Annotated in this window: 11 protein-coding genes; 7 read left to right on the forward strand and 4 right to left on the reverse strand. The window is 72.7% G+C overall.

Features of this window, described 5'->3' with window-relative positions; translation table 11 throughout:
• Positions 1-880: 880 nt before the first annotated feature.
• The 5 genes from ACYVOO_RS36090 to ACYVOO_RS36110 all read left to right on the forward strand — a co-directional run bounded on the left by ACYVOO_RS36090 (position 881) and on the right by ACYVOO_RS36110 (position 5,095).
• Entirely contained in the window at positions 881-1,618 is a 738-nt protein-coding gene (locus ACYVOO_RS36090) for an amino acid ABC transporter ATP-binding protein (RefSeq protein WP_461019955.1), read from the forward strand.
• Between the two features lie 74 nt (positions 1,619-1,692).
• Complete coding sequence (locus ACYVOO_RS36095; protein ID WP_461020066.1) at positions 1,693-2,592, forward strand: glutamate ABC transporter substrate-binding protein; 900 nt, start codon at positions 1,693-1,695, stop codon at positions 2,590-2,592.
• 20 nt (positions 2,593-2,612) lie between these two features.
• Positions 2,613-3,266 carry an amino acid ABC transporter permease gene (locus ACYVOO_RS36100; protein ID WP_453343591.1) on the forward strand — a complete coding sequence of 218 codons (654 nt, stop codon included), beginning with the start codon at positions 2,613-2,615 and terminating at the stop codon, positions 3,264-3,266.
• A gap of 80 nt (positions 3,267-3,346) precedes the next feature.
• Positions 3,347-4,180, forward strand: coding sequence for an amino acid ABC transporter permease (locus ACYVOO_RS36105; protein WP_461020067.1), 834 nt, complete (start codon positions 3,347-3,349; stop codon positions 4,178-4,180).
• A 54-nt stretch (positions 4,181-4,234) separates the two neighbouring features.
• Positions 4,235-5,095 (forward strand): maleylpyruvate isomerase family mycothiol-dependent enzyme, encoded by an 861-nt coding sequence (locus ACYVOO_RS36110; protein WP_461019956.1) that lies wholly within the window; start codon positions 4,235-4,237, stop codon positions 5,093-5,095.
• Between the two features lie 64 nt (positions 5,096-5,159).
• Here the strand turns inward: ACYVOO_RS36110 and ACYVOO_RS36115 are convergent, their stop codons facing one another.
• On the reverse strand, positions 5,160-5,942 hold the full coding sequence (locus tag ACYVOO_RS36115; RefSeq protein WP_461019957.1) for a hypothetical protein: 783 nt from the start codon (positions 5,940-5,942) through the stop codon (positions 5,160-5,162).
• Between the two features lie 105 nt (positions 5,943-6,047).
• Between ACYVOO_RS36115 and ggt the strand changes: the two genes are divergently transcribed.
• Complete coding sequence (gene ggt / locus ACYVOO_RS36120) at positions 6,048-7,859, forward strand: gamma-glutamyltransferase (RefSeq protein ID WP_461019958.1); 1,812 nt, start codon at positions 6,048-6,050, stop codon at positions 7,857-7,859.
• Between the two features lie 243 nt (positions 7,860-8,102).
• Positions 8,103-9,548, forward strand: coding sequence for a hypothetical protein (locus ACYVOO_RS36125; RefSeq protein ID WP_461019959.1), 1,446 nt, complete (start codon positions 8,103-8,105; stop codon positions 9,546-9,548).
• 55 nt (positions 9,549-9,603) lie between these two features.
• Here the strand turns inward: ACYVOO_RS36125 and ACYVOO_RS36130 are convergent, their stop codons facing one another.
• From ACYVOO_RS36130 to ACYVOO_RS36140, 3 genes are all read right to left on the reverse strand, one after another.
• On the reverse strand, positions 9,604-11,154 hold the full coding sequence (locus tag ACYVOO_RS36130; protein WP_461019960.1) for an MFS transporter: 1,551 nt from the start codon (positions 11,152-11,154) through the stop codon (positions 9,604-9,606).
• A complete protein-coding gene (locus ACYVOO_RS36135) occupies positions 11,151-11,615 on the reverse strand; it encodes a MarR family winged helix-turn-helix transcriptional regulator (protein WP_461019961.1) in 465 nt (154 codons plus the stop codon). The genes ACYVOO_RS36130 and ACYVOO_RS36135 overlap by 4 nt, the downstream gene beginning before the upstream one ends.
• A gap of 68 nt (positions 11,616-11,683) precedes the next feature.
• On the reverse strand, positions 11,684-13,333 hold the full coding sequence (locus tag ACYVOO_RS36140) for a CocE/NonD family hydrolase (RefSeq protein ID WP_461020068.1): 1,650 nt from the start codon (positions 13,331-13,333) through the stop codon (positions 11,684-11,686).
• Positions 13,334-13,389: the final 56 nt, after the last annotated feature.

The raw sequence follows: 13,389 nt of genomic DNA on the forward strand, positions 1-13,389 counted from the left end.
CCGGGCCGACCGTCCCGCGCAACTCCCCCTGTCGGGGGTGCGCAGCCCCGGGGTGCCCCTTGGGGGTTTCGTTCGCGTGCTGCGGGCCGGTGGGTGGGGTTGTGCCCATCCTCCCCCAGCTACCGTTGGGAGGTGCCCCCTCGCCATGCGGAACGCCTGCCCACAACAGGGGTGGCCGGGTCCGTGCGGCACGGCACCGGCTCACGGCCACGGCGAGCCGTCGCCGTCAGCTGCCCGTGGCAGGGGCGGAGCCCCTCCGGCGAGGCACTGGGGCGGGCGCATGGGTGCCGATGAGGCACCGGTCCACAGCGTGGGAACAAGCGGAGGGGTCACCGGCCGATAGTTGGCCACCGGGTGGGAGGTGGTGCGGTGGGGTGTCCCCGCAGGTCGAGCAAGTCACCGGCCGAGGGCCGAACACGAGACCTTCACGCCGAGGAGACACCCCGGCGCGGCGCCGACCCCCACCACACAGCAACCCCACACGGCCACCGGCACAAGCCAAGAATCACGCGGCGTCAGCCGCACCGCACCGCAACCACACGCCGCGCCGTAGCCACCCACCCGCACCCGGCGACGAAACCCCAGGGGCGCCCCCACTGGCGACGGCGCGCCAAAACAGTTGTGGGCAAGCGTCTCGCTCGGCGGGACGGGTGGGCACAACCCGTGCCACCGGCCCGCAACACGCGAACGAAACCCCAAAGGGGCACCCACACAGCGCACCCCCACGAGAAACGGGCACCCCGTGTGACCTTCACCCCGCACCCCGTGAAGGGGCACAGCCCGATGAAGGGGCAACCCTGTGTTTCCTTCCGCACCCCGCGAAGGGGACCCGCGTGTCCTGGCGGAAGTGTCGTATTGATGACGATAGTTTGCGGTTTCCATGGAACCGCTGATCACGCTGCGCGGCGTCAACAAGCACTACGGAAGGCTCCATGTCCTCCAGGACATCGACCTCACCGTCGGCCGCGGAGAAGTGGTGGTCGTCATCGGCCCCTCCGGCTCCGGAAAGTCGACGCTCTGCCGCACCATCAACCGGCTGGAGGCCGTCGAGTCCGGCACCATCACGCTCTCGGGCCAGCCGCTCCCCGCGGAGGGGAAGGCGCTGGCGCGGCTGCGCAGCGAGGTCGGCATGGTCTTCCAGTCGTTCAATCTCTTCGCGCACAAGACGGTCCTCGCCAACGTCATGCTCGCGCCGCTCAAGGTGCGCAGGAAGCGCAAGGACGAGGCCGAGCGCAGGGCGCGGGAGCTGCTGGAGCGGGTCGGGCTCGCGGCGCACGCCGACAAGTACCCGGCGCAGCTCTCCGGCGGCCAGCAGCAGCGCGTCGCCATCGCCCGCGCCCTGGCCATGGACCCGCAGGCGCTGCTCTTCGACGAGCCCACCTCCGCGCTCGACCCGGAGATGATCAGCGAGGTGCTGGAGGTCATGCGGCAGCTCGCCGAGGACGGCATGACGATGGTCGTCGTCACCCACGAGATGGGGTTCGCGCGTTCCGCGGCGCATCGCGTGGTCTTCATGGCCGAGGGCCGGATCGTCGAGGACCGCACACCGGAGGAGTTCTTCACGGCGCCGGAGAGCGACCGTGCCAAAGACTTCCTGTCCAAGATCCTCAAGCACTGAGAGGGCGAACCGTGCGACGACGACCGCGCCGTACCGTCCGTACGCCATCCGCCCCCGCGCGGGCCTCGCGCGCCATGGCCGGGCTGTGCGCGCTGGTGCTGCTGGCGCTGCTCGCGACCGCGTGCGGGCGCTCTGGCAGCCCTCCCGCGCGGGGCCCGCAGCCGCCGCGACCGCCCTCCTACGCTGTCGACGAGGGCTTCACGCTGCCCGCGTCCGACACCTGGAAGCGGGCCAGGCAGCGCGGGTATCTGACGGTGGGCGCCAAGGAGGACCAGCCGGGGATGGGGGAGATGAACCCCGCGACGGGCGCCTACTCCGGCTTCGACGTCGAGATCGCCAGGATGCTCGCCGCTTCCCTCGGCTTCGACCCGGACAAGGACGTGCGCTTCAAGGCCATCGCCTCGGCGAACCGCGAGACGGCGCTCCAGAACGGCCAGATCGACTACTACGTCGGCACGTACACCATCAACGACGGCCGCAAGAAGCTCGTGGGCTTCTCAGGGCCGTACTACATCGCGGGCCAGAAGCTGCTGGTGCGCGCGGACGAGAAGGGGATCACGGGCCCCGGGTCCATGGCGGGCCGCAAGATCTGCTCGGCCGTCGGCTCCACCCCGTATCAGCGGATCGTCGCGGACTATCCGAAGGCGAGGCCCGTCGCGTACGACAGCTACGCGATCTGCGTCGACAACCTCCTGAACGAGCAGGTGGACGCCGTCACCACCGACGACACCATCCTGCTCGGCTACGCGGCCAAGGATCCCGAAGGGCTGAAGGTCGTGGGCAAGCCGTTCTCCGAGGAGCCCTACGGCATCGGCGTCCCCAAGCCGGACAAGGCGCTGGCCCGCGCGCTCGACGACGCGCTGGAGGAGCGGGAGAGGAACGGCGACTGGAAGAAGGCGTACGACGCCACGCTGGCGCTCTCCGGTGAACCGGCGCCCAGGCCGCCCGCCATCGACCGCTCGCTGACGAGCTGAAAGGGGGGACGGCCGAAGCCATGAACGGACTCGACGTACTCACCGACAACTTCTCGCTCTACGGCGAGGGGTTCCTCGGCACGCTGCGGCTGACCGTCTACGCCTCGCTCCTCGCCCTCGCGGTCGGCGTCGTGATGGCGGGCTGCCGGGTCGCGCCCGTCGCGGCGCTGCGGGCGCTGGGCACCGCGTGGGTGACGGTGCTGCGCAACACCCCGCTGACGCTGCTGTTCTTCGCGATGCTGCTGGGGCTGCCGCGCTTCGGGGTGGCGCTGCCCTTCGAGGTCTTCGCCGTGCTGGCCCTGGGCTGCTACACGTCGGCGTTCATCTGCGAGGCGGTCCGCTCCGGCATCGGCACGGTGCCCGTGGGCCAGGGCGAGGCGGCGCGCAGTCTGGGGATGACGTTCGGCCAGACGCTGGCCACGGTGATCCTGCCGCAGGCGTTCCGCACCGTCATCCCGCCGATCGGCTCCACGCTCATCGCGCTGGCCAAGAACTCCGCCATCGCGGGGTCCTTCAGCGTCGTCGAGCTGCTGAGCACGTACAAGACGCTCAACGAGAACGGCTACAGCATCATCTGGAGCTTCGTCTGGATCGCGCTGGGTTATCTCGTCCTGACCCTGTCCATCAGTGCGCTCTTCAACGCGCTGGAGAAGCGCTACGGAGTCGCCCGGTGATCCCGCTCGGTACGTCCCGGACCACGACGAAGGCCAGGCCGAAGGCCGCTTCGCAGGCCACGTCCACCGCCCTCTACGACATCCCCGGGCCCAGGGCCCGCGTCCGGCACCGGGTCTACGGTGTCGTCGCGACGCTGCTGCTGGCCGCGCTGGCGGCCTGGCTGATTCATCTCCTTGTCGACACGGGCCAGTTCGAGGCGGCCAAGTGGCGGCCCTTCGCCTACGAGGGCATCCAGGAGCTGCTGCTGCGGGGGCTGGGCAACACGCTCAAGGCGTTCGCGCTGGCCGCCGTGCTCTCGCTCGCGCTCGGCGCGGTGCTGGCGGCTGGGCGGCTCTCGGAGCACCGGCCTGTGCGCTGGGTGGCGACGCTCCTCGTGGAGTTCTTCCGCGCCATGCCGGTGCTGGTCATGATCTTCTTCGTGTTCGTGGCGCTCCAGGTCCAGCCGCTGCCCGCGCTCGTCGCCGGTCTGACGCTCTACAACGGCTCCGTGCTCGCGGAGGTCTTCCGCACCGGAGTGGTCTCCGTGGACAAGGGCCAGCGGGAGGCGGCCTACGCGCTGGGGATGCGCAAGACGCAGGTGATGACCTCGGTGCTCGTGCCGCAGGCCGTGCGCGCCATGCTGCCGACGATCATCAGCCAGCTCGTCGTCGCGCTCAAGGACACCTCGCTCGGCTACCTGATCACCTTCGAGGAGTTCCTGCACGCGGGCAAGCTCATCGCGATCAACCTCGACTACGCCATGCCGTTCATCCCCGTCGTCATCGTCATCTCGGCGATCTACATCGGGCTGTGCATGCTGCTGTCCTGGTTCGCGCAGTGGGTCGCGCGGCGCGAGCGGCGCAGCGTCAAGACCGAGGCCGTCGAGGTCAACAGGGCGGAGGCGGGCTCCACGATGCCCGGCTCGCGGGCCTGAGCCTTACGACGAAATCCGTTGGTGTGCCGGGCGCCCGGTTGCCAGGCTTGGGGCATGACCTCCCAGACCGACGCGACGTCCGGCCACTCCTGGCTCGGCAGGCCCATCGACGCACGCCCGCTGTTCGCCCCGGAGCACGCGGCGCTGATGGCCACTCTCAGGAAGCTGCGGCCCGCCGACTGGCGCAGGGAGGCCGTGCCGGGCTGGACCGTCGCCGATCTGGCCGCGCATCTGCTCGGCGACTTCTACGGGCGCCTCGGCCGCCGCGACGGCCACGACGGCGGGCTCGCCTTCGCGCCGGGCGAGACGCTGGAGGCGTTCATCCACCGCGCGAACCACGAGTGGGTCGAAGCGCACCGCCGGGTCGGCCCGGCCGCGCTCACCGACACCCTGGAGCTGGTCGGCGGCCAGGTCGCCCGGTACTTCGAGGCCGCCGACCCGGACGAACCGTTGCTGGGTGTGTCCTGGGCCGGTGCGGACCCGGCCCCCATGTGGCTCGACAGCGCACGGGAGTTCACCGAGCACTGGACACACCGTCAGCAGATCCGGCACGCCGTCGGCCAGGGCACCGATCCCGATCCGCGCTCCCTGTCGGTGGTCCTGGACACCTTCCTTCGGGCACTGCCGCACACTCTGCGCGGTACCCACGCGCCCGTCGGCACCCAGGTCAGGGTGGACGTCGAGGGCCCGCCCTGCGGCGCCTGGACCGTCACCGCGACGGAGACCAAGGGCCGCTGGTCCCTGGCCGAACCCGGGGCCGGGCCGCCCGCGGCGCGCGTCGCGCTGGACGCGGAGACCGCCTGGCGGCTGTGCACCCGGGGTATCGGCCCGGCTTCGGCCCTTGCCCGTGCCCGCGTCGACGGTGACCGTCAACTCGCCGCAGCGGTCTGCGAGATCGTGTCCATCGTCTACTGATCCGTCTGCTGAACCGGCTGCTGACCGGCCGTCGGTCACTGACCCACCGTCAGGTTCCCGCCCGTCAGCCGACCGCGCGGTGGCCGCCCCTGCGTGAGCCGTTCGCGGGCGGGGGAGTGGGCTGCGGGGAGGTGGCGGCGCGGGTCACGTCGTCGACCAGTTCCACGACGTCGGGCCCGTAAGCCTGCGAGTTGACGACCTTCAGCAGGAGGCAGAACGTGCCGGTGGGCCCGTACTTGCGGCCCAGGCGGGCGTGGTGGCGGGCGAGATAGCGGGCCGCTGCCTGGTTGGTGATCCCGCTCTGGCCGCACAGCAGGAACACGGGCCGCGGGGTGTCCCCGTCCTGCTGGCCAGCGGTGAGGCGGGCGAGCAGAACGTACTCGGTGATGCCCTTGTCCATCCGGTAGCGCTCGCTGCCGATGGTGAACGCGGCGCGGTCGGGCCCCGGTTCCGGATCCGGGTTGACGCTCACCCCCGGCAGCAGCGACCGCAGATGCGCCAGCGTGCGGCGGTTGGACGCCGGGCCGCCGAGGCAGAACTCGGTGCGCTCGCCGAAGCCCTGCTGCGCGGTCTCGTGCGAGATGATGTTCGCGTGCGCGCGGCAGTCCTTGATGAGCGCGGACAGCTCCAGCAGCGCGTACACATCGCGCCGGTGCACGGCGAGTTCGGCCGTGGCCGGGTCGCGGTTGACGATCAGCAGGCACTCGGAGTTGTCGGGCAGCCCGAAGAACCGCTGCGTGCGCCGTAGTCGGCGTCGCCACAGGTACGTACGCGCGAACCAGCCGAGCGCCGCGGTGACGGCCGCCGCGAGCACGCCGAGCACGATCTCCCGCAGGTAGTCATCCATGGGGCGGCAGCGTACAGGCGTACGACGGAAGCGGAACGCCGAGTTACTGACGTGTGCAGAACACGCGGGCTAGGCTGCGCTGACGCTCGTCGACAGGAGGCACTCATGCGGCGCACGCACCGCCGGTCAGCCCGGTTCCTGGCCCTGTTCACCGCGGCGGTCGCGGTGGGCGCGCTGACAGCGGGCGCGCCGCCGCCCGACCGCGCCGGGAACGGGAGCACGCCCGAGAAGACGCCGGTCGCCGTCGGCGAGGGCGGCGCCGTCTCCAGCGTCGACCCCGATGCCTCGGCCGCGGGCATCGAGGTGCTGCGCAAGGGCGGCAACGCGGTGGACGCCGCCGTAGCGACGGCGGCTGCCCTGGGCGTCACCGAGCCGTACTCGGCGGGCGTCGGAGGCGGCGGCTACTTCGTCTACTACGACGCGGCCAGCCGTCAGATCCGCACGCTCGACGGCCGCGAGAAGGCGCCGCTGAGCGCCGACAAGAACCTCTTCCGCGAGGACGGCAAGGCCATACCCTTCGCGGAGGCCGTCACCAGCGGACTGTCCGTCGGCACCCCGGGCACGGCCGCCACCTGGCAGAAAGCCCTCGACTCCTGGGGCAACCGCTCCCTCGCGCAGGCGCTGTCCCCCGCCGAGAAGCTGGCGCGCGGCGGCTTCGAGGTCGACGAGACCTTCCGCAAGCAGACCGCCGACAACGAGGACCGCTTCCGCGACTTCCCCGCCTCCGCGAAGCTCTTCCTCCCCGGCGGCGAACTGCCGGAGGTCGGCTCGACCCTCCGCAACCCCGACCTCGCCGCCACCTACCGCACCCTCGGCCGCAAGGGCGCCGACGCGCTGTACGAGGGCGCCATGGCCCGCGACGTGGTGAACACCGTGCGCAAGCCGCCCGTCGCCGACGACGCGGAGCGCAGGGTGCGGTCCGGCGATCTGACGGCCGACGACCTGCGGACGTATACCGTCCGCCAGCAGGAGCCGACCAGCACCGACTACCGCGAGTACGAGGTCTACGGCATGGCCCCGTCCTCCTCGGGCGGCACCAGCGTGGCCGAGGCGCTCAACATCCTGGAGGGCACGGACCTCGGCGGCATCAGCGAGAAGGAGTACCTGCACCGCTACATCGAGGCCAGCCGCCTCGCCTTCGCCGACCGCGGCCGGTGGGTGGGCGACCCCACCCAGGAGGATGTGCCCACCAAGGGCCTGCTCTCCCAGGAGTTCGCCGACTCGCGCGCCTGCCTGATCCAGGACGACAAGGCCCTGACCAGCCCCGTCGCGCCCGGCGACCCCAGCGATCCGCGCCCCTGCGAAGCCGGTGACAAGGCGGCCCCGACGACGTACGAGGGCGACAGCACCACCCATCTGACGGCCTCCGACAAGTGGGGCAACGTCGTCGCCTACACGCTCACCATCGAGCAGACCGGCGGCAGCGGCATCACCGTGCCCGGCAGGGGCTTCCTCCTCAACAACGAACTGACGGACTTCTCCTTCGAGCCCGCCGACCCCGCGGTCCACGACCCCAACCTGCCGGGACCCGCGAAGCGTCCGCGCTCCTCGATGTCCCCGACGATCGTGCTGGAGGAGGGCAAGCCGGTGCTGGCCCTCGGCTCGCCCGGCGGCGCCACCATCATCACGACCGTCCTCCAGACCCTCATCAACCACCTGGACAGGAAGCTCCCCCTGGTGGACTCCATCGCAGCGCCCCGCGCCAGCCAGCGCAACGCGGCCCAGACCGAACTGGAACCGGGCCTGTGGAACCGCACCGCACTGCGGGGCCAGTTGGAGGAACTGGGCCACTCCTTCAAGCAGAACCCCGAGATCGGCGCCGCGACGGGCATCCAGCGACTGCCCGACGGGCGCTGGCTCGCGGCGGCGGAGAAGACGCGCAGGGGAGGGGGCGCGGCGATGGTCGTGAACCCGTGAGGCGGTGAGCCTCTGAGGCGGCGGCGCGGGGGCCCACGTCAGGCCGCCTGGCCCGGCGAGATGCTTCGCGACTACTGGCGCGACGCCGAGGAACGCTGACTGAACATTCAGGCAGGCAGCCGCGCGGCGGGCGTCTGTCTCGGCCTGTCCCTGGGCAGCGCATCGATGCGCTACGGGCACAGGAAAGGAGTACGTAGCCTCGCCGTAACACCCCGCGTAACACGGCTGGTGTCGAATGCGCGCATGGCTGACATGCCCGCGGCGGCACACCGCCTACCGCAAGCCGTCAGCGCGTTCACCGCTGAGCTGCGCTGGCTGACCGCACTCCTCCACCCCGGCGAGGGCTGGTACGGCGTCTTCGTCGGCAACGACCCGGCGGGCATGCGGGAGTGCCTGGAAGGGCGGGAGATCCCGCCGTGGGACGTGGTCGCCTCGCTGATCCAGGACCTCGTGGGGCGGCACGGCCAGGAAGCGGGCGCGCGGGCGGGGGAGCGGCTGCGGGAGCGGTACGCGGACTCCGTCGCCGCGTACGACGATCTGGTGGGCGGCGAGCCGGTACTGCGCGACCGCCTCGACGCCGTGCGCCGCGAGCGCGACGAGGCGGCGCGGCGCGTCCGTGACCTCGTCGCGCTCGACGGGGGCTCCGGCACGGACCTCGCGTGGGCCCGCGACCACCACGCTCGCGCGAGCGCCCGCTGCACGGAACTGACCGCCCGCCTCGCGGCGTCGCGTACCCGCGCGGCGGGCGTGGGCGTGCACGGGAACGGGGCCCAGGCGGTGCCGGCCGGCGGCCAGGACCCCCGGCACGAGCGCTCCTCCGGCGAGGGCGCCGGGCACGAGCACGGGCACGGGGACGGGTACGAGCACGGGGACGGTTCCGGGGCCGGTGCGGGGGCGGCGTCCGGCAAGCGTGACAAGTGGCGGGGGCGGCCCAGGGGTTCACGGTTCGCCGGGGTCGTCGAGGAAGGGGCGCGTGACGCGCCCGTGCCCAGCCTGGTGCCGCCCGGCGCGCCCGGCGTCGTGGAGCGTGCCCCGCGCGGAGCACGGTTCGCCGGAGCTGTGGACGAGGACGAGGCTGAGGGCGTGGACGAGGCGCCCGCCGCGTACGGCGGACCCGGTGCGGACGACGAGGAGTGGGCGAGGGCGCGCGGCGCGGCGGCCGGGGCCGTCGCGCGCATGGCGCGGCTGCGCGAGGCGGGGCGGCCCGGCGAGACGCACGTCGTGCTGTGCGAGGCCGCGGCCTGGCCCGCGCTCCATCTCGCCGCCATGGCACGGGAGTTGGCCGACGCGGGCCTGAACGCCGACGTGGCGACCCTGCTGTGGGAGGCCGCCTCGCTGCCCCCGGAAGCGCTCGCCGCCGCGGCCGACGCGCTCGCGGCGACGGGCCGCGCCGAGGACTGCGCACAGTTGCTGCGCCAGGGCGTCGCGCGCCCCGTCGAGGAGGTGTCGGCCACCGCGCTCGCCCTGCACGGCGCGAGCCGCGCCGACGAGGCGGCCCAGTTGCTGTCGGCGCTCGTCCGCGCCCGTACCCCCGTCGAGGTGGCCGCGGCCGCGCACGCGGACCCCGCGACGCTCGTCCCCTCCCTCCTCGACGCAGCGCGTGCCGTCTCCCCGCACCACTACCGCTCCGTCGCCAACGCGCTGCGCGGCACGGGCCTCCCCGGTGTGCCAGAGCCCGGCAAGGGCTGACGGGAACGGGCTGACGGGCCACGTACCACGGCCCGGAAAGGTCGCCCCGGAAAGATCAGCGCTCGCGGTTCGTACGGGGGCGCAGCGCGCGGTCCGTCACGGTCAGGGCGAGGACGACGAGGGCCAGCACGCCCGTGGTCAGGGCGATGCCGTGCAGGCCGGAGTCGTCGGCGTGGTGCCCGTAGAAGAGGGCGATGAGGCTGGCGGCCGTGATGGCGCCGATGTACTGCGCGGTGCGCTGGAGCCCGGCCGCCGCGCCCACTCCGTCGGGCGGCGCCTGTGCGGCCACGGCGGCCTGATTGCCGGTGCCCGCGAGGCCCTGCGGCAGTCCGAACAGCACGGACGCCAGGAGCACGACGGCCAGCGGGGTGCCGTCGTGCGCGAGCAGCAGCACGCCGCTCCCCGCGACGAGGAGTACGGCGGCGAGCGTCAGCGGGCCCCGGATGCCCTTCGTACGGGCGCCGAGCAGCGAACACGCGGCGGCGGCCCCTGACATGGGCAGCATGATCAGGCCCGCGTGGAAGGAGGAGTAGCCGTGCGACTCCTCCAGCCACTGCGCGAAGCCGTACATGACGCAGTAGATGACGAGATACGCGAGCCCGTGCCGCAGATATGTGCGGGCCAGCGCGCGGTTGCGGCCGAGCATGCGCAGGTCGAGGAAGGGGGAGGGGCGGCGCAACTGCCACCACACCAGCACGGCGCCGCACACCGCGACGGCGGGCAGCAGGAGCCAGCGCGGGTGCGCGACGTCCATGAGGAAGACCATCGCGGCGGTGAGGGTGGCCGCGAACAGCAGTATCCCCAGCGGATCCAGCCCTCCGCCCCGCCTGTCGCGGCCTCCGCCCCGCCCGTCGCCTCGCTCGCCATGTGCGCCCCGCTCGCCCCGTACGCGCGCGTCGCCGCGCGGCAGCCACAGCGCCGCGAGGACGAGCCCGACGAGCGCGACCGGCACGTTGACCGCGAAGATCGCGCGCCAGCCCGCCGTCGCCGTGAGCACTCCGCCCAGCACGGGCCCGACGGCCGCGCTGCCCAAGGAGGCCAGCGAGAGCCGCGCCAGCACGGGACGCGGCGTCGGCACGCCCAGCCGCAGGGACTCGGCCCGCAGCACCGCCATCGCGCAGGGGTACGCGGCCGAGGTACCGATCCCGAGCAGCACTCTGGACGCGATCAGCCAGCCGAACGCGGGCGCCAGCGCCCCGACGACACCCGCCGCGACGACGATCGCCAGCCCCGCCAGGAACACCCGCCGCGCGCCCAGCAGATCGGCGAGCCGCCCCATCGTGGGCTGCGCGACGGCGCTGGCGAGGTAGAGCGAGGCCACCAGCCACGCGGTGTCGGCCGCGCCCACGCCGAAGGCGTGGCCCACGGAGACGAGGGCCGTGGCGATCATCGTGGAGTTGACGGGGTTGAGCACCGCGCCCAGCAGCAGCGGCGTCATCAGCCGCGCGCCGAAGGCCCGGCTGCCCGACCCGGATCCGTCGAGCCCGGGCCTGGACCCGGACCCCTCCAGCCCGGGACCGGTACGTATCCCCGACGGCGCGTCCTCCGCCGAGGCCGACGCCGACGCCGACGGGGACGCGGACGATGACGCGGACGTACCGCTCATTCGCCCATCAGCCGCTTCAGCAGCCCCGTGGCCTCGGCGAGGGTCTGCCGCTCCTGTGGCGTCAGCCGGGTCTCGATGGCCTCGGCGAGCCAGTCGTACTTGGCGCGGCGCAGCTCGGCGAGCGAGGCGCGCCCCGCCTCCGTCAGCGCGAAGACGACCTGGCGGCCGTCGGTGGGGTGGGCGCTGCGTGCCAGGACGCCCTGTTCCTCCAGTGTGCCGACGGTCGTCCGCATCGACTGCGGACGCACCAGTTCAGCGCGGGCCAGCGCGGCGATGGTGGTGGGCCCGCCGCTGTCGACGCGGTGCAGCACGGCGCGCTGCGAGGGGGTGAGCCCCGCGACGGGCGACGCGGCACGCAGCCGCCGCATGAGCCCGCCCACCACGGTGGCCAGCTCGACGGCGGCCTCTTCCCGCGCCTCCGCCGCCTCGGCGCCCGTACCCGCGCCCGCACTCCTGTCCATGCTCCCGACCGTACGTTTTCGACAGGGAAACTTGCAAGTTTCCCTGTCGAAAATGGGAAGGGGTGCGCTCAGTCCCCGAACGGCACCGCCACCGTGGACGGGTCGTCGGCCGGAGAGGAGAAGGAGAGCCGTGCGTCGGACGGGTTGTGGTCGATGTAGAGGGGGTCGGCGCCGTCGATGACGAGGGCGAGCCGGTGCCCGGCGGGCACGTCGTACGCCGTCGAGAACAGCTCCGCGTCCACGGTGAAGGGCTCGCCCGGCGTCTTCCCGTGGAAGGTGAAGGGCGCGTTGGTCACCAGCTTGCCCGTGCCGAGGGGGCCCACGTCGTAGAGGTAGGCCACGCCCGTGCCGCTGGACGCCTTGCTGGTCACGGTCGTGTGCAGGGTGGTCGTGCCCCGCACGCGCCGCGTCTCCTCGTACCGCTCGGACTGCCAGACCGCAGCGCGTGAGCGCGGCAGCAGCGGCATCGAGGCGGTCGGGGGGAGCTTGAGGAACTGGTCGAGCGCGTTGCTCAGCAGCACGAGGCCGCCGTTGGCGCCGGAGTCGTGCCCGTCGATGTTCCGGGTGTCCTTGAGCGGGATCTTCTCGTGCGTCGCGGGCACGTCCCGCCAGCTCGCGTAGCCCTCGTAGCCGCCCGTGGAGCGGGACTTGAGCTGGACGGGAGCCTCGCGGTCGATGCCGTTGTCCTCGCCCCGCAGGTAGTGGTCGAACCAGCGGCGGGTGTTCGTCCAGGTGTCGTTGGGCAGCCCGAGGAGGCCCGTGGCCTCGGCCGTCGCGTGGTCGCCCGGCCGGAACTCCAGCCGCTTGGGGCCCTTGAGCTTCTCGTAGAAGTCCGCGTACTGGTTGGGCGGGAAGATCGTGTCGCCCCAGGCGTTGCCCATCATGATGGCGGCGCCGTTGGCGTTGATCCGGTCGAGGTAGGTGGCGGGGGAGCGCTTCGCGCCCCAGTCGATCATCTCCTGTTCCTTGTCGAGGTTCGAGCCGAGGAAGTTCTTCAGGATCTCCCGCAGTTCGGCGCTCGGCCGCCCCGTCAGCTCGCCCGCGCCGCCCAGCAGCGCCGCCGCCTGGGCGTGCTGCGTACGGCCGCTGTAGATGGAGTCGATCAGATCGGCCCAGCCGCTGAGCGCCGCGACGGCCTTGATCCGCTTGTCGTGCCCTGCCGCCAGCAGCCCGATGCCCGCGCCGTAGGAGACCCCGGCCATGCCGACCTTGTCCGGGTCGGCCGGGGTGTTCGCCAGGGCCCAGTCGATGACCTTGGAGGCGTCGGCGATGTCCTCGGGGCCCGCCGTCTCGATCTCGCCGCCCGACTGCCAGAAGCCGCGCGAGTTGTACGTGACCACGACGTACCCGGAGTCCGCCAGCTTCTTGGCCTGCGCCAGGTATTCGACCTGCGGGGTGGCCCAGCTCGTGGGCAGCACGATGACGGGGTGGCGCGCGCCCTTCGCCGCTCCGGAGGGCGTGAGGACGTTCGCGGCCAGCTTGGTGCCGCCGTCGCCCTCGATCTCGACGAACCGCGGTCCCTCGGCGGCGGCTCGGGACGAGGCGGCCGGGGTGGCCGGGGTGGTCGCGGCGGCCGGTGCCGCGTGTGCCGCCGGGGCGGCGACGAGCGAACCGGTGGCCAGCAGCCCGGCGGCGAGCGCACCGGCGGCGGTGCGGTGTCCGGGGGCGCGGTGTCCGGCGCCGCGAAGGGAGGGGGTGCGAGGGGCGGGGGAAGCCATCATGAGCTGCTCCAGAACGTCGGCGTTGCCGGAGGGCGGGAAGTGACTGGAGAGTA

The sequence above is a fragment of the Streptomyces daliensis genome, assembly GCF_054782395.1.

Coding starts and splice junctions, on each gene's coding strand:
- ACYVOO_RS36095 (WP_461020066.1), top strand. CDS start 1,693: ATGGCCGGGCTGTGCGCGCTGGTGCTGCTGGCGCTGCTCGCGACCGCG.
- ACYVOO_RS36125 (WP_461019959.1), top strand. CDS start 8,103: ATGGCTGACATGCCCGCGGCGGCACACCGCCTACCGCAAGCCGTCAGC.
- ggt (WP_461019958.1), top strand. CDS start 6,048: ATGCGGCGCACGCACCGCCGGTCAGCCCGGTTCCTGGCCCTGTTCACC.
- ACYVOO_RS36140 (WP_461020068.1), bottom strand. CDS start 13,333: ATGGCTTCCCCCGCCCCTCGCACCCCCTCCCTTCGCGGCGCCGGACAC.
- ACYVOO_RS36115 (WP_461019957.1), bottom strand. CDS start 5,942: ATGGATGACTACCTGCGGGAGATCGTGCTCGGCGTGCTCGCGGCGGCC.
- ACYVOO_RS36100 (WP_453343591.1), top strand. CDS start 2,613: ATGAACGGACTCGACGTACTCACCGACAACTTCTCGCTCTACGGCGAG.
- ACYVOO_RS36135 (WP_461019961.1), bottom strand. CDS start 11,615: ATGGACAGGAGTGCGGGCGCGGGTACGGGCGCCGAGGCGGCGGAGGCG.
- ACYVOO_RS36110 (WP_461019956.1), top strand. CDS start 4,235: ATGACCTCCCAGACCGACGCGACGTCCGGCCACTCCTGGCTCGGCAGG.
- ACYVOO_RS36130 (WP_461019960.1), bottom strand. CDS start 11,154: ATGAGCGGTACGTCCGCGTCATCGTCCGCGTCCCCGTCGGCGTCGGCG.
- ACYVOO_RS36090 (WP_461019955.1), top strand. CDS start 881: ATGGAACCGCTGATCACGCTGCGCGGCGTCAACAAGCACTACGGAAGG.